Origin of the sequence: Pseudotabrizicola sp., assembly GCF_030656345.1 — a bacterium.
In the GTDB taxonomy this organism is placed as follows: domain Bacteria; phylum Pseudomonadota; class Alphaproteobacteria; order Rhodobacterales; family Rhodobacteraceae; genus Pseudotabrizicola.
This window is the reverse complement of the sequence record NZ_JAUSNR010000019.1, coordinates 302018-319898: the sequence shown is the minus strand read 5'-3', so window position 1 is coordinate 319898 and position 17881 is coordinate 302018. Positions and strand designations below refer to the sequence as shown.

The 17881-nt window shown below is 62.1% G+C and carries 21 protein-coding genes; 13 read left to right on the top strand and 8 right to left on the bottom strand.

Annotation, left to right across the window (positions count from 1 at the left end; genetic code table 11):
- Positions 1 to 57 precede the first annotated feature (57 nt).
- Positions 58 to 675: a chloramphenicol acetyltransferase gene (locus tag Q7J44_RS11890; protein ID WP_304880120.1), complete on the top strand. Its 618-nt coding sequence runs from the start codon at positions 58 to 60 to the stop codon at positions 673 to 675.
- Here Q7J44_RS11890 and phnF read toward each other — a convergent pair.
- Positions 672 to 1397: a phosphonate metabolism transcriptional regulator PhnF gene (gene phnF, locus Q7J44_RS11885; RefSeq protein WP_304880117.1), complete on the bottom strand. Its 726-nt coding sequence runs from the start codon at positions 1395 to 1397 to the stop codon at positions 672 to 674. The two genes, Q7J44_RS11890 and phnF, sit on opposite strands and share 4 nt — an antisense overlap.
- Before the next feature lie 102 nt (positions 1398 to 1499).
- Between phnF and phnG the strand changes: the two genes are divergently transcribed.
- Genes phnG through phnN form a run of 8 tightly spaced genes read left to right on the top strand, consistent with a single transcriptional unit; the run spans position 1500 to position 7418 of the window.
- The gene (phnG, locus tag Q7J44_RS11880; RefSeq protein ID WP_304880114.1) at positions 1500 to 1940 is read left to right on the top strand and encodes a phosphonate C-P lyase system protein PhnG; all 441 of its coding nucleotides are present in this window, start codon (positions 1500 to 1502) and stop codon (positions 1938 to 1940) included.
- On the top strand, positions 1937 to 2515 hold the full coding sequence (gene phnH, locus Q7J44_RS11875; RefSeq protein WP_304880111.1) for a phosphonate C-P lyase system protein PhnH: 579 nt from the start codon (positions 1937 to 1939) through the stop codon (positions 2513 to 2515). Before phnG ends, phnH begins: the two co-directional genes overlap by 4 nt.
- Positions 2506 to 3588, top strand: coding sequence for a carbon-phosphorus lyase complex subunit PhnI (locus Q7J44_RS11870; RefSeq protein ID WP_304880108.1), 1083 nt, complete (start codon positions 2506 to 2508; stop codon positions 3586 to 3588). The genes phnH and Q7J44_RS11870 overlap by 10 nt, the downstream gene beginning before the upstream one ends.
- Positions 3585 to 4454 (top strand): alpha-D-ribose 1-methylphosphonate 5-phosphate C-P-lyase PhnJ, encoded by an 870-nt coding sequence (locus Q7J44_RS11865; protein WP_304880106.1) that lies wholly within the window; start codon positions 3585 to 3587, stop codon positions 4452 to 4454. The genes Q7J44_RS11870 and Q7J44_RS11865 overlap by 4 nt, the downstream gene beginning before the upstream one ends.
- Positions 4455 to 4459: 5 nt before the next feature.
- Entirely contained in the window at positions 4460 to 5239 is a 780-nt protein-coding gene (gene phnK / locus Q7J44_RS11860; RefSeq protein ID WP_304880372.1) for a phosphonate C-P lyase system protein PhnK, read from the top strand.
- Between the two features lie 3 nt (positions 5240 to 5242).
- Positions 5243 to 6202, top strand: coding sequence for a magnesium transporter CorA family protein (locus Q7J44_RS11855; protein WP_304880103.1), 960 nt, complete (start codon positions 5243 to 5245; stop codon positions 6200 to 6202).
- A 5-nt stretch (positions 6203 to 6207) separates the two neighbouring features.
- Positions 6208 to 6891, top strand: a complete 684-nt coding sequence (phnL, locus tag Q7J44_RS11850; RefSeq protein WP_304880371.1) for a phosphonate C-P lyase system protein PhnL — start codon at positions 6208 to 6210, stop codon at positions 6889 to 6891.
- Positions 6888 to 7418: a phosphonate metabolism protein/1,5-bisphosphokinase (PRPP-forming) PhnN gene (phnN, locus tag Q7J44_RS11845; RefSeq protein ID WP_304880101.1), complete on the top strand. Its 531-nt coding sequence runs from the start codon at positions 6888 to 6890 to the stop codon at positions 7416 to 7418. Before phnL ends, phnN begins: the two co-directional genes overlap by 4 nt.
- On the opposite strand, the gene Q7J44_RS11840 is transcribed toward phnN, so the two are convergent.
- Positions 7394 to 8134 (bottom strand): DUF1045 domain-containing protein, encoded by a 741-nt coding sequence (locus Q7J44_RS11840; RefSeq protein WP_304880099.1) that lies wholly within the window; start codon positions 8132 to 8134, stop codon positions 7394 to 7396. The two genes, phnN and Q7J44_RS11840, sit on opposite strands and share 25 nt — an antisense overlap.
- 41 nt (positions 8135 to 8175) lie before the next feature.
- On the opposite strand from Q7J44_RS11840, the gene Q7J44_RS11835 reads away from it, so the two are divergent.
- On the top strand, positions 8176 to 9318 hold the full coding sequence (locus tag Q7J44_RS11835; RefSeq protein WP_304880098.1) for an alpha-D-ribose 1-methylphosphonate 5-triphosphate diphosphatase: 1143 nt from the start codon (positions 8176 to 8178) through the stop codon (positions 9316 to 9318).
- 24 nt (positions 9319 to 9342) lie between these two features.
- Here the strand turns inward: Q7J44_RS11835 and Q7J44_RS11830 are convergent, their stop codons facing one another.
- Together Q7J44_RS11830 and hrcA are read right to left on the bottom strand one after the other, a co-directional pair.
- The gene (locus Q7J44_RS11830) at positions 9343 to 9876 is read right to left on the bottom strand and encodes a nucleotide exchange factor GrpE (protein WP_304880097.1); all 534 of its coding nucleotides are present in this window, start codon (positions 9874 to 9876) and stop codon (positions 9343 to 9345) included.
- 44 nt (positions 9877 to 9920) lie between these two features.
- Complete coding sequence (gene hrcA / locus Q7J44_RS11825; protein WP_304880095.1) at positions 9921 to 10991, bottom strand: heat-inducible transcriptional repressor HrcA; 1071 nt, start codon at positions 10989 to 10991, stop codon at positions 9921 to 9923.
- Positions 10992 to 11103: 112 nt separating this feature from the next.
- Between hrcA and rph the strand changes: the two genes are divergently transcribed.
- From rph to hemW, 3 genes are read left to right on the top strand one after another with little or no spacing between them, the layout of a single operon-like run.
- On the top strand, positions 11104 to 11823 hold the full coding sequence (gene rph, locus Q7J44_RS11820; RefSeq protein WP_304880093.1) for a ribonuclease PH: 720 nt from the start codon (positions 11104 to 11106) through the stop codon (positions 11821 to 11823).
- Positions 11823 to 12431, top strand: coding sequence for an RdgB/HAM1 family non-canonical purine NTP pyrophosphatase (rdgB, locus tag Q7J44_RS11815; protein WP_304880091.1), 609 nt, complete (start codon positions 11823 to 11825; stop codon positions 12429 to 12431). The genes rph and rdgB overlap by 1 nt, the downstream gene beginning before the upstream one ends.
- A gap of 53 nt (positions 12432 to 12484) precedes the next feature.
- Entirely contained in the window at positions 12485 to 13645 is a 1161-nt protein-coding gene (hemW, locus tag Q7J44_RS11810; RefSeq protein WP_304880369.1) for a radical SAM family heme chaperone HemW, read from the top strand.
- Between the two features lie 2 nt (positions 13646 to 13647).
- Here the strand turns inward: hemW and Q7J44_RS11805 are convergent, their stop codons facing one another.
- Genes Q7J44_RS11805 through mnmG form a run of 4 tightly spaced genes read right to left on the bottom strand, consistent with a single transcriptional unit; the run spans position 13648 to position 17871 of the window.
- On the bottom strand, positions 13648 to 14562 hold the full coding sequence (locus Q7J44_RS11805; RefSeq protein ID WP_304880088.1) for a ParB/RepB/Spo0J family partition protein: 915 nt from the start codon (positions 14560 to 14562) through the stop codon (positions 13648 to 13650).
- Positions 14563 to 14578: 16 nt separating this feature from the next.
- Complete coding sequence (locus tag Q7J44_RS11800; protein WP_304880086.1) at positions 14579 to 15391, bottom strand: ParA family protein; 813 nt, start codon at positions 15389 to 15391, stop codon at positions 14579 to 14581.
- A complete protein-coding gene (rsmG, locus tag Q7J44_RS11795; protein WP_304880083.1) occupies positions 15384 to 16007 on the bottom strand; it encodes a 16S rRNA (guanine(527)-N(7))-methyltransferase RsmG in 624 nt (207 codons plus the stop codon). The genes Q7J44_RS11800 and rsmG overlap by 8 nt, the downstream gene beginning before the upstream one ends.
- Positions 15997 to 17871, bottom strand: coding sequence for a tRNA uridine-5-carboxymethylaminomethyl(34) synthesis enzyme MnmG (mnmG, locus tag Q7J44_RS11790; protein WP_304880081.1), 1875 nt, complete (start codon positions 17869 to 17871; stop codon positions 15997 to 15999). The genes rsmG and mnmG overlap by 11 nt, the downstream gene beginning before the upstream one ends.
- Positions 17872 to 17881: the final 10 nt, after the last annotated feature.

Below are 17881 nucleotides of genomic sequence, written 5' to 3'. Positions count from 1 at the left end.
AAGCATTGATATTGCATGCCACTGTCTCCTCCCCCCTGTGTTACAAAGGCGCTCCTGATGCCCAAACTCTCTGCCACTGAACCGCTCATCCATCCGGGGTGCCAAATTGTGAACAGTCGGTTGGGGGCCTGGGTCGAGGTTGGGGCCGACAGCCGCATCCTCAATTCCAGTTTCGAGGATTATGCCTATTGCGACCGGCTGGCCGATATTGCCAATACGACCGTGGGCAAATTTGCCAATATTGCGGCGATGGTCCGGATCGGCCCGACCGATCACCCGATGGACCATGCCAGCCTGCACCATTTTGTCTATCGGTCCAGCTATTACTGGGATGACGCGACAGATGACGCCGCGTTTTTTGAGCGCCGCCAAAGCCGCCGCACGGTCATCGGCCCTGACAGCTGGATCGGGCATGGCGCGATCATCCGGCCCGATGTGACCATCGGTGCTGGGGCGGTCATCGCTGCGGGTGCGGTCGTGACCCGTGATGTCCCGCCCTATACGATTGTGGCCGGTGTGCCTGCCACCCCGCTGCGCCCCCGCTTTCCGACCGAGATCGCCGCGCGACTGCTGGCGCTGGCGTGGTGGGACTGGGACCACGACCGGCTGCGCGCAGCGCTGCCAGATTTTCGCGGTATGAAGGCTGAGGCATTTCTGGACAAATACAGCGGCTAAGGCTGGTCCGGCGCGTGGGTCAGCGTGACCCGGTCGCCGGCAAACCAGGCCAGCCCGTATTCGACCGGCTGGCCCGCGGGGTCGACGTTCACCGCTTCTGACCGCAGAATTGCCGCCCCCTCGGCCAGCCGCAGGGCGACCGCCTGTACCGCATTGGCCAGCCGCGCCGTGATCCGGGTTGACCGCCGGGTATAATCCGCCACGCCGCAGGCCGACAAGGCCGCCGTGATCGACGGGGTCTTCGCCGCATGGGTCAGCAGGTCAGGAAACCGGCCCGCTGGAAACACCGACCGGAACACGGCAACCGGCTGTCCGTCCGCCATCGAGACCCCCTCGACCACATGAACCGGCGCGCCGGCTGTCAGACCCAACGCCTCTGCCTCGCCCGCGTCACAGCCCCGCGTTTCCAGCCGGTTGAACTGGCGTGAGGCGGTCCGGCCAGAGGCGGCGATGTTCTGATGGAACCGCACCCGCAGGCCCAGCGGATAGTCGGTAGGCTGCAGCATCACGAAAACGCCCGACCCCCGCCGCGAATGCAAAGTGCCCGCCTGCACCAAAGACTGGACCGCGTGCCGCACCGTGTGCCGGTTCACCCCGAAGCGCACCGACAGCTGCGCCTCGGTCGGGAGTTTGTCGCCGGGCCGGTAGTGGCCCTTGGCAATCTCGGCCGAAAGGGTTTCGGCAATGGAGGTCCACAAAGCCGTGCGGGTGGGGTCTGTCATGAAAATTTCACGCCTTGCCGGGTTGCGGGGGTTTCGGTTGCGGGCTAGTATTTGTCTAGTTGTATAGTGAGTTAGACAACATGGCAAGATGTCGGGGGCAAAATGAACGCTTCACATGCGGCGCGGCGTGACTGGATGTCGGTGTTGGCCAAGGCTGACCCGGCGCGGTTGGCAGAGCTGATGCCGGACCTGCCGGTTTTGGAGACATTGCGCCCGGCAGAGGTTGGCGCGGTGATGGTGCGGGGCCGGATCGGTGCCACGGGTGCGCCGTTCAATCTGGGCGAGATGACGGTGACGCGCTGTTCGGTCCGGCTGGCGGAGGGTGCGGTCGGCCATGGCTATGTGCAGGGGCGGGACAAGGCCCATGCGCTGCGGGCGGCCGCCATTGATGCGCTGATGCAGACGGAGCGTGCCGCGCAGATCCGGGCGGCGGTGCTGGTGCCGTTGACGGCAGAGGCGGACGCCGCGCGTGTGCGCCGCGCCGAAAAAGCGGCGGCCACGAAGGTTGATTTCTTTACCATGGTGCGGGGAGAAGACGCATGACATCTATTGCGCTTGGCGGTGGGTTCTCAAGCCCGCCCGAACAGGCGGCGCGGGCGTTTCGGGCTGTATTGGAGTCTGTTTCCCGCCCCGGCACCCTTCAGTCCGTCAGTGGCGCGCAGCCACCGGCGCCGCTTTCGATCGCGGCGGGAATGGTGTTGTTGACGCTGGCCGATGGCACCACGCCGCTGCATCTGGCCGGCGAGGTCGATTGCCCGCCGGTGCGCGACTGGATCACCTTTCACATCGGCGCGCCTTTGGTCGGGGCCGGGCAAGCGATGTTTGCGGTGGGGCGGTGGCAGGATCTGCTGCCGGTTGAGCGCTTTCACCAAGGCGACCCGGATTATCCCGACCGCGCGGCCACGCTGATTGTGCTGATGAATGATCTGACAAACGCGGGCGCCACGCTGACCGGGCCGGGGATCAAAACCGTGGCGCAGCTGTCGCTGCCCGAGATCGATGCGTTTCAGCGCAATGCGGGCCAGTTTCCGCTGGGGCTGGACTTCATTTTCACCGCCGGTGACCGCGTGGCCGCCCTGCCGCGGTCCACCAAGGTGGAGGGCGCACCATGTATGTAGCGGTCAAAGGCGGCGAGCGCGCCATCGACAATGCCCATGCCTGGCTGGCCGAAGAGCGCCGGGGCGATCCGGGCGTGGCGGAGCTGAGTGTTGCGCAGATCCGCGAGCAGCTGAAGCTGGCGGTGAACCGGGTGATGGCGGAGGGGTCACTTTTCGACCCTGATCTGGCGGCTTTGGCGATCAAGCAATCGCGCGGCGATCTGATCGAGGCGGTGTTCCTGATCCGCGCCTATCGCACCACCCTGCCCCGTCTGGGCGCATCGAACCCGGTGGATACCGGGGCAATGGCGGTGGACCGGCGGGTAAGTGCCACATTCAAGGACCTGCCGGGCGGGCAGATCCTGGGGCCAACGTTTGACTACACCCACCGGCTGCTGGATTTCAAACTTGCCGCCGAAGGCGCGGTGGCGGAGGCGGCAACCGCCCCGGCGCAGACGGGATCGGTGCCGCATGTGACCAGGTTCCTGAACCGCGACGGGCTGATCGAGGTGGCGGAGCCGTCTGGTGCCACCCCGCCCGACCTGACCCGCGAACCGATGGAACTGCCCGCCGACCGCGCGCTGCGCTTGCAGGCGATCACGCGGGGGGATGAGGGGTTTATCCTGTCGATGGCCTATTCCACCCAGCGCGGCTATGGGCGCACCCATGCGTTTGTGGGGGAATTGCGGATCGGCACGGTGGCGGTCGAGATGGATATTCCTGAACTGGGGTTCGCCATCGAGATCGGTGAGGTGGAGCTGACCGAATGTGAAACGGTGAACCAGTTCAAAGGCTCAAAAACCGAACCGCCGCAGTTTACCCGCGGCTATGGGCTGGTCTTCGGCCAGAGCGAGCGCAAGGCGATTGCGATGAGCCTCGTGGATCGCGCTCTGCGCTGGAAAGAGCTGGGTGAAGACGACAGCGGCGCACCGGCGCAGAATGAGGAGTTCGTGCTGATGCATTGCGACAACATTCAGGCCACCGGGTTTCTGGAGCATATCAAGCTGCCGCATTACGTCGATTTCCAATCGGAACTGGAGCTGGTGCGGCGTTTGCGGGCCGAAGCCATGGCTGTGCAGGAGGCTGCGCAATGAGTGATCAGGCCTATAACTTCGCCTATCTGGATGAGCAGACCAAACGGATGATCCGCCGTGCGATCCTGAAGGGGCTGGCGGTGCCCGGCTATCAGGTGCCCTTTGCCAGCCGGGAAATGCCGATGCCTTATGGTTGGGGCACCGGCGGTGTGCAGGTCACGGCGGCCTGCCTGACGCCGGAAGATGTGCTGAAGGTGATCGATCAGGGTGCCGATGACACCACCAATGCCGTCAGCATCCGCAAGTTCTTTCAACGCACGGCGGGGGTGCAGGTGACGGAGGCCACGGCAGAGGCCAGCGTGATCCAGACCCGCCACCGGATTCCCGAAGCACCGCTGCGCGAGGGGCAGATTCTGGTTTATCAGGTGCCGATCCCGGAGCCGCTGCGCTTTCTGGAACCGCGCGAGGCCGAAACCCGCAAGATGCATGAGCTGGAAGAGTACGGGCTGATGCATGTGAAACTGTATGAGGACATCGCGCGGCATGGCGAGATTGCCACCAGCTATGCCTATCCGGTCAAGGTGGAGGGGCGCTATGTGATGGACCCCTCGCCGATTCCGAAATTCGACAACCCGAAGCTAGGGGACTGCCCGGCAATTCAGCTGTTTGGCGCGGGGCGCGAGCAGCGGATCTATGCGCTGCCGCCATATACATCGGTGGTCAGCCTCGACTTTGACGATCATCCGTTTGTGGCGTCAAAGGCGCCGCATGACTGTGATCTGTGCGGGGCATCGGAAAGCTATCTGGACGAGGTGATCATCGACGATGCTGGCGGGCGGATGTTTGTATGCTCGGACACCGATTTCTGTGCCGGGCGGCAGGCGGCAGGGCATCGCGGGCGGTTGTCACCGGCGGAGGGGGTGTGATGGGGATGGTAGAGATGCAGGCAGCACTGGATCAGCCGTTGCTGAGCGTGACCGGCCTGACCAAGCGCTATGGCGCGCGGATCGGCTGCGCCGATGTGTCGTTTGACCTGTTTCCCGGTGAGGTGATGGGGATTGTCGGCGAAAGCGGATCGGGCAAATCGACGCTGTTGTCCTGTCTGGCGGGGCATTTGGTGCCCGATCTGGGGGCGGTGCGCTATGCCGGGCGCGATGTGCTGGTGATGGCCGAGACCGAACGGCGCAGGCTTTCCCGCACGGAATGGGCCTATGTGCACCAGAACCCACGTGACGGGTTGCGGATGGGGGTCAGTGCCGGCGGCAATGTGGGCGAGCGGCTGATGGCGGTGGGGGCGCGCCACTATGGCAGCATCCGCGAGACGGCGACCGACTGGCTGGGCCGGGTCGAGATTGCCGCCGACCGGATCGACGACCGCCCCAGCGCCTTTTCCGGCGGGATGCAGCAACGGTTGCAGATCGCCCGCAATCTGGTGACCGGGCCGCGACTGGTGTTCATGGATGAACCCACAGGCGGGCTGGATGTCAGCGTGCAGGCGCGGCTGCTGGACCTTTTGCGCGGGCTGGTGCGGGATATGGGGCTGTCGGTGATCATCGTGACGCATGATCTGGCGGTGGTGCGCTTGCTGGCGGACCGGCTGATGGTGATGAAGGGCGGGCGTGTGGTAGAGCAGGGCCTGACCGATCAGGTGCTGGACGATCCGCAGGATGCCTATACCCAGCTACTGGTCTCCTCTGTCCTGCAGGTGTGACCGATGCTCTTTGCCTATCGCGCGATTGATACCAAACTGGAAAAGCTGCCGCTGGACGCGCCGCTGCAGGATGCAGTCTGGATAGACCTTTACCGGCCCTTGGACAGTCAGGTTCAGACGGTTCAGGCCATGGGCATCGAGGTGCCGACGCTGGCGGAAATGGAAGAAATCGAGATCTCGAACCGCCTGTACCGGGAAGACGGCATAGATTACATGACCGTGGTTCTGCCCGGCATGTCTGAGACCAACGAGCCGATGTCGGGGCCCGTCACCTTTATCATGACACCGGAGCGCTTGTTCACCGTGCGCCACCATGTGCCGCGCCCGTTCACCACCTATCCGGAGCGGGCCAACAGGGTTGGTCCGGGCTGCACCGACAGCGCCAGGCTGTTTGTCAGCCTGATCGAAGAGATCACCGGGCGTCTGGCCGACCTGCTGGAAGGCTCTGGCAAGGCGCTGGATGCGCTGGCGCGTGAGGTGTACGGCGACAATGGCGGCACCGACAGCAACCAGTTGCTTGCCGCCCTGCGCCGCACCGGACGTGAGGGCGAACAGATTGCCCGGGTGCGGCTGTCCTTGCTGACGATCGAACGGGCGGTAAGCTATTTCGGACAGAGCCTGATTGCCGAGCACCGGGGAACCGCGCTGAAAAACCCGGTCAAGGGGTTGATGCGCGATCTGCATGCGCTGGAGGTTCATGCCGACCATCTGTCGGCACGGGTGGCACTGGCCAGCGATTCGACGATGGGCATGATCAATCTGAGCCAGAACCAGACCATCAAGATCGTTTCCGTCGTGGCGGTGGTGTTCCTGCCGCCGACGGTGATCGCAAGCGCCTATGGCATGAACTTTGAAGTGATGCCCGAACTGCAATGGACGCTGGGCTATCCGATGGCGCTGGGCATGATGCTGGCCTCGGCGGTCGGCACCTATCTTTTCTTCAGATGGAGACGCTGGTTATGACGGCGATGATCGAGATTGAGAACCTGTCGAAGGCGTTCACGCTGCACAATCAGGGCGGTGTGGTCATTCCCGTGATGGCGGGGGCGGAATTGCGGATTGTGGCCGGAGAATGTGTGGGGCTGACCGGGCAGTCGGGGTCGGGCAAATCGACCCTGATGCGGATGGTTTACGGCAATTACCTGACGGCCGGGGGGCGGTTGCGGGTGGCGGGGGTCGATGTGGCGCAGGCCAGCCCGCGCCAGATCATCGCGCTGCGGCGCGACACACTGGGCTATGTCAGCCAGTTCCTGCGGGTGGTGCCACGGGTGCCGACGGTGGATGTGGTGGCAGAACCCCTGCTGCGGCTGGGGGTGCCTGTGGCAGATGCCCGGGCGCGGGCGGAAGCGCTGTTGTCGCGGCTGAACATTCCGCAGCGGTTGTGGGGCTTGTCGCCGACCACGTTTTCCGGCGGCGAGCAGCAGCGGGTGAATATTGCCCGCGGCTTTGCGCATGACTTTCCGGTGTTGCTGCTGGATGAGCCGACCGCCAGCCTTGATGCCGTAAACCGCGAGGTGGTGCTGGGGCTGATTGAGGAGGCAAAGGCGCGGGGGGCGGCGATTCTGGGGATTTTCCACGATGAAGGCGCGCGGGCGCGGGTGTGTGACCGGCTGGTGGATGTGACCGGCTTCACGCCGGGGCTTGCGGCATGATCTTTGCGGTGGTCGGGCCATCGGGTGCGGGGAAAGACACGCTGATTGCCGGGGCCTGTGCTCTGGACCCGCGGCTGCGGCTGGTGCGGCGGGTGATCACCCGGCCCGGCAGCGCGGGCGGCGAGGATTTCGAGGGCGTGACGGAGGAAGCGTTTCTGGCGCGGCGGGCGGCGGGGGAATTCGCGCTGGACTGGCGGGCGCATGGGCTGTGGTACGGCATTCCGGCGGCACAGCTGACGGGCGGCGGGCCGGTGCTGTTCAACGGGTCACGCGCGGCGCTACCGGCGGCGCTGGATCTGATACCGGGACTGGTGGTTGTTCTGGTCACGGCCCCTGATGACGTGCTGGCCACGCGTCTGGCGGCACGGGGGCGTGAGAGCGTGGCGGATGTGCGTGCGCGGCTGGAGCGGGCGGGGTTTGAGCTGCCAGCGGGGGTTGTGCCGCGTGTGGTGGTGAACGATGGGCGTGCTGAGGACGGTATCGCGCGGTTTCTGGCGGCGGTTTATCCCGAGAGCGGGAAGCGGTGAAGCAGATGAAACCGGCCAGCAGCGTCTTCGCCAAACAGGCAGAGGTCTTCGATTGTGAAGGGCTTTGGCAGGATTGGGGCCAGATGGGCGGACAGAACCGGGGCTGTCCGGGCGGCCTGCGCGTCGGTGAGGCGGTTGGTCAGGGTCAGGTGGAAGTGAAATTCCTCCAGCACATGCGGGTAGCCCCAGTGATCGAGCAGCGCCAGCTGGCGGGGGGTCAGGGTTTCGGGGCGGCGCCTTGCCCGTTCCTCCGCGTTCAGCGGCGCGCGCAGCGGGTTGGTGGCGCGCACGATGGTGGCCGCGAAGGTATTGAGGGGCGACAGATCGCCCGAAGGGGTCAGGGCAAGAAAGCCGTGCAGGTTTTCCACGCGCAGCCCGTCACAGCTGACGGGTGCCAGCTCGCGCGACAGGGTGCGGACGGCATCCGCTACATCCTCCATGCCCAGCGAAGCGGCGGGGCGGAAGGGCGCGCGCAGGGTGCCGTGAAAGCCGTATTTGCGCGGATCGCTGGTCAGGCTGGTCAAGGGCGCGGGCAGACCGGGCAGATCTGGTTGCGGCACCGGGCAGGCGCGGGCATTGTCCCACCCCAGCAGGGCTGCGGTGGCATCGGCAAAAGCGCCGGGGCGCGGGGCGTAATAGACGGCGAAACGTTTCATCTGATCCATGGTGGCGGCATAGGCAGGGTTTGTCACATGGGTGTGACGGGAAAATGTCATTGCACCCCCTGCCCCACGGATCGCAAGACAGGACTGAAGACATGACCGAAGTAATTCTTGAAAACGCCGTTCTGGTGCTGCCGGATGAGGTGATCCGGGGCAGCCTGCAGATGAAAGACGGACGGATCGCCGATATCAGCTCTGGCGCTGCTGGGGCGGCGGGCGCGGTGGATTGCGGGGGTGATCTGGTGATGCCGGGCCTGATCGAATTGCACACCGACAATCTGGAACGGCATATCGAGCCGCGCCCCCGGGTGAACTGGCCGCATCAGGCGGCGATCATCGCGCATGATGCAGAGCTTGCCAGCGTGGGGATCACCACGGTGTTCGATGCGCTGCGGGTCGGATCGGTGACCTCGAACGCCAAGGCGAATTACGGCGAATATGCCCGCGCGCTGGCGGATGAGATTCTGGAGCTGCGGGCGCAGGGGGCCTTGCGGATCAGCCATTTTCTGCACCTGCGGGCCGAGATCTGTTCTGAAACGCTGGTGGAGGAAATGGCAAAGTTCGGGCCAGAGGACCGGATCGGCATTGTCAGCCTGATGGACCATACACCGGGGGAGCGGCAGTTCCGCGATGTGTCAAAACTGAAGGATTATGTCTGCGGCAAGCATGGTATGGATGACGCAGGCTTTGTGGCGCATGTGGAAGGGCTGCGGGCGTTGCGCGACCGGCTGGGCGCGCTGCACGAGGCGACGGCGGTGGCGGAAAGCCGGCGCTATGGGGCGACTCTGGCCAGCCATGACGACACCACAGCGCCGCAGGTGGGGGTGTCTGCCGGGCATGGGGTGACCTTTGCCGAGTTTCCGACCACGGTGGAGGCGGCGGCGGCCTGTCGTCAGCACGGGATCAGGGTGATGATGGGGGCGCCGAACCTGATCCGGGGCGGGTCACATTCGGGGAATGTGGCGGCAAGCGTGCTGGCAGAGGCGGATCTGCTGGATATTGTCTCGTCCGACTATGTGCCGTCGTCGCTGCTGTCGGCAGCATTGCTGCTGGGCGATCTGTGGGGCGATGTGGCGCGGGGTGTGGCCTGTGTGACGCAGGCCCCGGCGCTGGCGACCGGGTTGCAGGATCGTGGGCAGCTGGTGCCGGGGGCGCGGGCCGATGTGGTGCGTGTGGCACGTGTCGGGACTGCAGCAGCGGTGCGTGGCACCTGGGTGCAGGGAAAGCGGGTGGCCTGACCGGCCACCCTGCCCCAGGTCTGGTCAGTTGGCGGGCGTGGATGACACGCCGACCTGCGCCGGACGCAGAAGCCTGTCGTGCAGCATGAAGCCTTCGGTCATCACCTGAATGATCTGGCCGGCTTTGGTGCCGGGCACGGGAGCCTCAAACATGGCCTGATGCAGCTGCGGATCGAACGCATCGCCCGGTGCGGGCGAAATCGGGGTCATGCCATGTTTGGTCATGACCTGAGTCAGCTCGCGCAGCGTCAGCTCGACACCCTCGATCAGGGCAGAGGCCTGCGTGCGGGTATCATCGGTTGTCGCATCCAGAGCCCGTTTCAGGTTGTCGAACACCGGCAGCAGATCACGGGCGAGCCGGGTGCTGCCGTATTGTTCAGCCTCGCGCCGGTCACGATCGGCCCGTTTGCGCGAGTTTTCGGCATCGGCAAGGGCGCGCATGAAACGGTCCCGCAGCTCATCGCGTTCGGCGCGCAATGCGTCGAGTTCGTCTGTTCCGATGAAATCCTCGATCTCTTCGATCTCTGTCGTCTCGGGGCTGGTGTTGTCCTGCGCCATCTTTTCGTCTTCCTTACACAAACCTTTGGTCGATCATCCGCCGATTAGCCCTTGCCGCGTTCGGACACCATCCGCCCGACAAGTTGCGCCGTATAATCGACAATCGGAACGATACGGCCATAGTTCAGCCGCGTCGGACCAATGACGCCAACGGCACCGATGATCTTACGATCAGCGTTCATATAGGGAGAGACCACCAGAGAGGAACCCGAAAGTGAGAAAAGCTTGTTCTCGGAACCAATAAAAATGCGCACACCGTCGCCGGCCTCGGTCAGTTCGAGAAAGTCGGCGATATCGCGCTTGCGTTCCAGATCATCGAACAGGATGCGGATGCGGTCAATCTCCTGCCCTTCGGTGGCGCCTTCCAGCAGGTTGGCGCGGCCCCGCACGATCAGCCGTTCGCTTTGCTCGCCACCGTTTTCCCAGATCGCGATGCCGCTTTCGACCAGATCGCGGGCCAGAACGTCGATCTCCTGCCGGTGGCGGGCGATGTCCTGAGTCATGGTGCGCCGCAGGTCAGACAGGGTGCGGCCTTCGGCAAGGGCGTTCAGGAAATTGGCAGCTTCGCGCATGGAAGACGGGGTTTGCCCGGCGGGCGGAGTGAACAGCCGGTTTTCGACATGGCCATCGGCAAAGACCAGAACCACCAGCGCGCGGTCGGGGGCCAGGCTGACAAATTCGATATGCTTGATCGGTGCCTCGCGCTTGGGCGACAGCACCAGACTGGCCCCGCGGGTGATGCCGGAGAGGGCCGAGCCGACCTGATCGAGCAGCGAGGCGACATCGCGGTCGGACTCGCTGAAGGTGGCATCGATCTTGTCGCGGTCTTCCTGAGCAACGGTGCCAACTTCGAGCAGCCCGTCAACGAACATCCGCAACCCACGCTGGGTGGGGATGCGGCCGGCAGAGATATGCGGGCTGTCCAGCAGGCCCAGAAATTCGAGATCCTGCATCACATTGCGGATGGTGGCGGCCGAAACCTTTTCGGACATGCTGCGCGTCAGGCTGCGCGAGCCGACGGGTTCGCCCGAGGTGAGATAGCCTTCGACCACGCGCCGGAACACTTCGCGGGACCGGTCATTCATCTCGGTCAGCAGTTTTGCGCCATCGGTCATCTGCGACTCCTTTTATTTTGCAAGAGTATTCCGATCAGCAGGATGGTCAATCGGGGTTGCATCGCCCCCTTGGCCACGCATATCTGACTTAAATCCATGGAAAGGAAGACTGATGCGCCCCTCTGGCCGGAAACTGGACCAAATGCGGTCGATTTCGATTGAAACTGGTGTGATGCGGCATGCCGAAGGATCTTGCCTGATCAAGATGGGGGACACGCATGTTCTGTGTTCGGCAACGATTGAAGACAAGGCCCCGTCGTTCCTTAAGAATACCGGCCTTGGCTGGGTGACGGCGGAATACGGGATGCTGCCGCGGGCGACGAACAGCCGCATGCGTCGGGAGGCTGCCGTGGGCAAGCAAAGCGGAAGAACACAAGAAATTCAAAGGCTTATAGGTCGATCACTGCGGGCCGGGGTTGACCGGAGTGCGCTGGGGGAGCGGCAGATTGTGGTGGATTGTGATGTGCTGCAGGCCGATGGCGGCACCCGCTGTGCGTCAATCACCGGCGGTTGGGTGGCGCTGCGGCTGGCGGTGAACCGGCTTCTGGCGGCGGGAACCATCGTCAGCGACCCGATCATGGATCATGTCGCTGCGGTGTCCTGCGGGATTTATGCGGGGCAGCCACTGCTCGACCTGGATTACCCGGAGGATTCGGCTGCGGGGACCGATGGCAACTTTGTGATGACCGGGCGCGGTCGGTTGATTGAAGTGCAGATGTCGGCCGAGGGCGCTTCGTTTTCGCGTGCGGAGATGCTGGAGTTGCTGGATCTGGCAGAGGCAGGATCGAAGCTTTTGGTTGCGGCGCAGGCTGCGGCACTGAAGGTGTCGTGATGGCGGTTGAGCTTGGGCCCAGGCTTCTGGTGGCGACACATAATGCCGGGAAGCTGGAGGAAATAGCCGATCTTCTGCGGCCGTATGGGGTTGAGGTGGTCTCTGCAGCCTCGTTCGGGCTGCCGGAGCCTGAGGAGACCGAGAACAGCTTTGTCGGCAATGCCAGAATAAAGGCCCATGCTGCAGCGAAAGCGACTGGGCTGCCTGCGCTGGCCGATGATTCCGGGATATGCGTGGATGCGCTGGATGGGGCCCCGGGCGTGTATACTGCCGACTGGGCTGAAACCCCAGCTGGCCGAGATTTCACGCTGGCCATGACGCGGACGTGGGAGGCTTGCGAGGCTGTCGCTGCGCCGCATCCGCGTCTGGCGCAGTTTCGCTGTACGCTGGTGCTGGCATGGCCCGATGGAACCGATCTGGTTTTTGAAGGTCAGGCACCTGGTCGCTTGGCTTGGCCAATGCGGGGCGCGCAGGGGCATGGGTATGACCCGATGTTTGTGCCTGACCGCGACGACCTGACCTTTGCCGAAATGGACAGGTCGGTAAAGGGAAAGATCAGCCATCGGGCGGATGCGTTCCGAAAGCTCGTATCCCACTGTTTCACGTGAAACACATTTGACACCCAGCCTTGGCGCAGTCCGCCAAGGCGATGGAGGACGACATGCAGAGATGGCAAGAGGCCGGATTTGGCCTTTACGTTCACTGGCCGTTTTGTCAATCCAAATGCCCCTATTGTGACTTCAACAGCCATGTATCTGAGATGGTGAATCATGACGACTGGGCCGAGGCGTATTTGCTGGAAATGCGCCGGTATGCCAGAGAAACACCGGATCGCGTCCTCAGCAGCATCTTTTTCGGTGGCGGCACACCATCACTGATGAAGCCTGCAACGGTTGCTGCGCTTGTGGATGAGGCGGTGAAACTGTGGACACCGGCAAACAATATTGAAATCACGCTGGAGGCCAATCCGACGTCTGTCGAGGTCGGGCGGTTCACAGATTTTCGCGCGGCAGGGATAAATCGGGTGTCGGTCGGAGTCCAGGCCCTGAACGATCAGGATCTGCGCCGACTGGGCAGAATGCATGACGCGCGCGAAGCCCGCAGAGCTATTGAAATCTCTCAGACCATTTTTGAGCGCACGAGCTTTGATCTTATCTATGCGAGGCAAGACCAAAGCCTCGCCAGTTGGGAGGCCGAACTGACGGAGGCATTACTCCTGGCGGCGGGCCATCTGTCACTTTATCAGCTGACAATCGAGCCAGGTACGGTTTTCGGTGCCCGGTTCGAGCGCGGGCTGTTGAAAGGGCTGCCGGAAGAAGACGTCGCGGCGGACATGTATGATCTGACGCAGGCGCTATGCAAGGAGAACGGCCGACCCGCCTATGAAATCTCGAACCACGCCCGAGCCGGAGACGAGTCGCGCCACAACTTGATTTACTGGCGCTGCGGTGATTTTGTCGGCATAGGGCCCGGCGCGCACGGCAGGCTTACGGATTTGACCGGAAACCGACATTCCACCGCCGCCCAGCTTATGCCGGGGGAATGGCTGGAAGGGGCGCTGAAGGGTCTGGATATGGCGGATGGGCGAGAGCTTTTGACGGCGGAAGCGCAGGCCACAGAGTTTGTGCTGATGGGTATGCGGGTGAATGATGGCATCGATCTGCAAGACTACCAGCGCCTGATGGGCAAACCGCTGTCTCCGACAAAGATCCAGAGCCTGAAAGAGCAAGGTCTTGTGGCCATGACCGATGACAGGCTGCACACCACAGCCTCGGGCAGGCTCCTTCTGAACTGGGTTCTGAAGGAGCTTTTGCTGTCCTGACGTTATGGCGTGAAGTCGCGGGGCAAGACCGACAGGGCCTGACACAGCATATCAAGCTGATCCAGATCCCTGTAGCGCAAACGCAAAACCCCGCCCTCGCCCGAGGGGTCGTGGTCAATGGTGACGCCCATCCCAAGGTTCGCGCTCAGATCCAGCTCGATTGCGCGGGTATCAGCGTCTTTTTCGTCCCGGACAGCCCGTTTTGGCCGGTCAGCTCTGTCCGTTGCCACAGTGCGCACCAGTTTTTCGGTCGCCCGAACTGAAAGACCCGCGCCCACCACCTTTACCGCAAGGGCGAGCGGATCGGGCGTTCCGATCAGCGCACGGGCATGACCCGCCGACAGCTTGCCGGTCCGGATCATGGTGAGCACGTCATCGGGCAAGCTGAGCAGTCGCATCGTGTTGGCCACATGCGACCGGCTTTTTGACAGCGCCTCGGCAAGCTTTTCCTGTGTGTGGCCGAAGTTATCCATCAACTGCCTGAAACCCAGCGCCTCCTCAACCGCGTTGAGATCGGCGCGCTGAATGTTCTCGATGATCGCGATTTCGAGAACTTCGTCGTCCGAGAAGGACCTGACAACCACAGGAACCTGATGCAGCTGAGCCATCTGCGCAGCCCGCCACCGCCTCTCACCAGCAACGATCTGATAGCCGTCGCCCTCAATCATCGGGCGCACAACCAAAGGCTGGATAATGCCCCGTGCCCGTATGGATGCCGCAAGCTCTTCCAGGAGCGCCGGATCAAAATCGCGCCGCGGTTGATTTGGATTTGGGAAAATCTTCTCTATGGGAAGGACAACATCAGCTGAGATGCTGCTTTTCTCTGATGAGTCGACATCGCCTTTCAGGAGATTCACATCCGCCATCAGCGCAGAAAGCCCCCGCCCTAACCCCTTACGTTCAATCTTCTTTTCCATAACTCTTCCTTTTGCGTCAGGCTGCCCGGCCATTTGATCTTCGCGAAATGACCTCAAGCGACAGACGCCGATATGCATCCGCGCCTTTCGAGGTCGGGTCATACTGAAGGACCGGCAAGGCGTAGGACGGTGCCTCCGACACCCTTACATTTCTGGGAATGGTTGTTGAAAAGACCATATCGCCTAAAGTTGCGCGTGCGTCGGCCTCTACCTGCTGTGACAGGCGATTTCTGCTGTCCGTCATTGTGACAAGCACACCCTCGATCCGCAGCTTTGGATTGGCGGACTTCCGGATCTCTCTGATTGTGAGCATCAGCTGGGACAGACCCTCAAGCGCAAAGAACTCACTTTGCAGAGGGATCAGCACCGATTCAGACGCAACAAGCGCATTCACAGTCAGCAGAGACAAAGATGGCGGGCAATCCACGAGCACAAAGTCATGCCCGGTTGCCAGAAATTGAGCCTCCTGTAGCGCATCTGACAGGAGGAACGAGCGCTTTTCGCTCGAAACGAGGTCGATATCTGCTGAAGCAAGATCGGCATTTGCAGGACACAGGGAAATGCCCGGCACAGTCGTGCCTTGAATCAGGTCGGCCAGCAGAGCCTGATCCAACAACAGATCGTAGCTCGTGTGCTTTCGTGCTTCTGGTGGGACGCCAAGGCCGGTGGATGCATTGCCCTGCGGGTCCATATCAATGACCAGCACCTTATAGCCGAACTCGGCAAGTCCTGCAGCCAGATTGATTGTTGTTGTGGTCTTCCCTACTCCGCCCTTCTGATTGGCGATAGCGATCACACGGGGTGGCAGGCGTTGAGCGTCCTCAGACATGTTGAATATTCCTCAGCTCCAGAATCGCCGCATCGGCTTCGGTCTTGCTCGGGTGGACCGTTAGATCAAAAGACCAGTCAACGCGCGCTTTTTCGATCTCATCGGCGTAGTTAATTCCTTTTGGAAACAATGAGACGCCCGCGTCACCGATATGGCGGACCGCGAATTCACACAGCTTTGAAAGGGGGCCGAGGGCGCGGGCCGAAAGCACGTTGGCCGACAACGGCGGCACAGCCTCAACTCTCGCGTTGACAACCACTGCATGCAGGTCCAGCTGGCGCGCCGCCTCTCTTAGGAAAACGGCTTTTCGACTGTCGGATTCTATCATTTGCAAGTCATAAGTTCGGCCTGCACCTTTCGCCATAGCCGCAATAACCAGGCCAGGAAATCCGCCCCCACTTCCCATATCACACCACACGCCCTCGCGAAGCTCCACGAGATCAAACAGTTGAACGGAGTCCATTATGTGGCGGGCATAGATTTCCGAAATGCTGCCTTTGGAAACGAGGTTGATGACCGGATTCCACTTTCTGATGAGGGATTCGAGCAGCTTGAACCTCTCCATTGTTTCACGTGAAACACCAGAAGCCGCCAAAAGATCCTGCTCACGCGACATCGGCGGCTTCTTTCGGCGCTGCTGACCGGCGGATGCGCGCGAGAATCAGCGCCAACGCCGCCGGAGTCATCCCCTCCATCTCGGCAGCGCGCGCCAGTGATGCTGGCCGCTGGCGAAGAAGCTTAGCCTTGAGCTCGCCTGACAAACCAGACAGCTCGGCATAAGGAAAATCTTTAGGAATTTCGGTCAACTCTTCGCGCTTGAGCTGATGAATTTGTACCTGTTGGCGGTCAAGGTAGCGGCCGTACATCGCATCCCGAAGAATTTGGCTGAGAATTTCGGGCTCTACAGCTTCCAATTCGGGAAAGAGGGTAGCCTGAAGCTCCGGCACCATTGGAAACGCCCCCAGCACTTCCAATCCGGTTCGGCGAGACCCATCCGAGCTTACCTGAAGCCCACGGTCCAGCAGATCATGGGACGTGAAGGTCCGTTGCTCAAGCCGTGCCTTTACATCATTCAGACGAGACAGCTTCTTCCCAAAGCTTGCCTCTCTCTCTTCCGAGACGATACCCAGACCGATTCCATAATCGGTAAGCCGCTGGTCGGCATTGTCTGCCCGAAGCGACAGCCGATACTCCGCGCGCGATGTGAACATCCTGTAGGGCTCGGTCACTCCACGCGACCTCAGATCATCCAGCAAAACGCCAATATAGCTTCCGGACCGATGAAACTGGACTTCGTCCTGCCCCTTGGCACGGCGCGCGGCGTTCAGTCCTGCTGCAAGACCTTGCGCCGCAGCCTCCTCATACCCAGTCGTCCCATTGATCTGTCCGGCGAAAAACAGACCTTCGAGGTTCAGAACTTCGAGCCCCGCCGACAACGCTTTCGGATCAAAAAAATCGTACTCAATGGCGTAGGCCGGCTGCAAAATAACTGCCTTCTCCAAGCCGAGGATCGAAGCGACGTAGGCAGTCTGCACTTCCAGCGGAAGGGAAGAGGAAATGCCATTTGGATAGACAGTATGATCATTTAACCCCTCAGGCTCCAGAAAGACCTGATGGCTGTCTTTATCCGCGAACCTGACAACTTTATCTTCGATTGACGGGCAGTATCTCGGGCCAACTCCGTCAATATGCCCGCCATACATGGCCGAGCGCGACAGGTTTGCCCGGATGACATCATGCGTCTTTTCATTGGTCCGCGTTATGCCACAGGAAATCTGCCGCGCGACAGGCTGGCGGTTCAAGAACGAGAACATCGTCGGCTCATCGTCACCCTTCTGCTCCTCCAGCACCGACCAGTTGATCGTCCGTCCGTCAAGCCGTGGTGGTGTTCCTGTTTTCAGCCTCCCGCGCTTCAGGTCCAAGTCATTCAGCCGGTCACCCAGACGCGCCGACGGGGCATCGCCCATACGCCCGCCTGCATGCTGCTGATCGCCGATATGGATCAGGCCGTTCAGGAAAGTGCCCGCAGTCAGAACGACGGACCTCGCGTTAAGTGTTTGACCATCAGACAGCACGACCCCGGTAACCCGTGCGTCAGAAACCACTAGGTCAATGACTTCACCCTCAAGCAACGACAGATTCTCTTGTTTAGACAAGTCCGCCTGCACAAACGCGCGGTACAGCGCCCGGTCGGCCTGCGCGCGCGGGCCCTGAACCGCCGGCCCCTTTCGGCGATTGAGCAACCTGAACTGGATGCCAGCCGCATCAGCCGCCCGGCCCATGATCCCGTCAAGGGCATCAATTTCGCGGACCAGATGGCCCTTTCCAAGCCCACCGATCGCCGGATTGCAGGACATCATGCCGATGGTCGCAAGTTTCTGCGTGATAAGCACGACCCGGGCACCGGCACGCGCCGCGGCTGAGGCAGCCTCGGTTCCGGCATGTCCGCCGCCGATCACGATGACATCAAAATGTTCCACGTGAAACACT

Coding starts and splice junctions, on each gene's coding strand:
- Q7J44_RS11890 (WP_304880120.1), top strand. CDS start 58: ATGCCCAAACTCTCTGCCACTGAACCGCTCATCCATCCGGGGTGCCAA.
- phnF (WP_304880117.1), bottom strand. CDS start 1,397: ATGACAGACCCCACCCGCACGGCTTTGTGGACCTCCATTGCCGAAACC.
- phnG (WP_304880114.1), top strand. CDS start 1,500: ATGAACGCTTCACATGCGGCGCGGCGTGACTGGATGTCGGTGTTGGCC.
- phnH (WP_304880111.1), top strand. CDS start 1,937: ATGACATCTATTGCGCTTGGCGGTGGGTTCTCAAGCCCGCCCGAACAG.
- Q7J44_RS11870 (WP_304880108.1), top strand. CDS start 2,506: ATGTATGTAGCGGTCAAAGGCGGCGAGCGCGCCATCGACAATGCCCAT.
- Q7J44_RS11865 (WP_304880106.1), top strand. CDS start 3,585: ATGAGTGATCAGGCCTATAACTTCGCCTATCTGGATGAGCAGACCAAA.
- phnK (WP_304880372.1), top strand. CDS start 4,460: ATGGTAGAGATGCAGGCAGCACTGGATCAGCCGTTGCTGAGCGTGACC.
- Q7J44_RS11855 (WP_304880103.1), top strand. CDS start 5,243: ATGCTCTTTGCCTATCGCGCGATTGATACCAAACTGGAAAAGCTGCCG.
- phnL (WP_304880371.1), top strand. CDS start 6,208: ATGATCGAGATTGAGAACCTGTCGAAGGCGTTCACGCTGCACAATCAG.
- phnN (WP_304880101.1), top strand. CDS start 6,888: ATGATCTTTGCGGTGGTCGGGCCATCGGGTGCGGGGAAAGACACGCTG.
- Q7J44_RS11840 (WP_304880099.1), bottom strand. CDS start 8,134: ATGACATTTTCCCGTCACACCCATGTGACAAACCCTGCCTATGCCGCC.
- Q7J44_RS11835 (WP_304880098.1), top strand. CDS start 8,176: ATGACCGAAGTAATTCTTGAAAACGCCGTTCTGGTGCTGCCGGATGAG.
- Q7J44_RS11830 (WP_304880097.1), bottom strand. CDS start 9,876: ATGGCGCAGGACAACACCAGCCCCGAGACGACAGAGATCGAAGAGATC.
- hrcA (WP_304880095.1), bottom strand. CDS start 10,991: ATGACCGATGGCGCAAAACTGCTGACCGAGATGAATGACCGGTCCCGC.
- rph (WP_304880093.1), top strand. CDS start 11,104: ATGCGCCCCTCTGGCCGGAAACTGGACCAAATGCGGTCGATTTCGATT.
- rdgB (WP_304880091.1), top strand. CDS start 11,823: ATGGCGGTTGAGCTTGGGCCCAGGCTTCTGGTGGCGACACATAATGCC.
- hemW (WP_304880369.1), top strand. CDS start 12,485: ATGCAGAGATGGCAAGAGGCCGGATTTGGCCTTTACGTTCACTGGCCG.
- Q7J44_RS11805 (WP_304880088.1), bottom strand. CDS start 14,562: ATGGAAAAGAAGATTGAACGTAAGGGGTTAGGGCGGGGGCTTTCTGCG.
- Q7J44_RS11800 (WP_304880086.1), bottom strand. CDS start 15,391: ATGTCTGAGGACGCTCAACGCCTGCCACCCCGTGTGATCGCTATCGCC.
- rsmG (WP_304880083.1), bottom strand. CDS start 16,007: ATGTCGCGTGAGCAGGATCTTTTGGCGGCTTCTGGTGTTTCACGTGAA.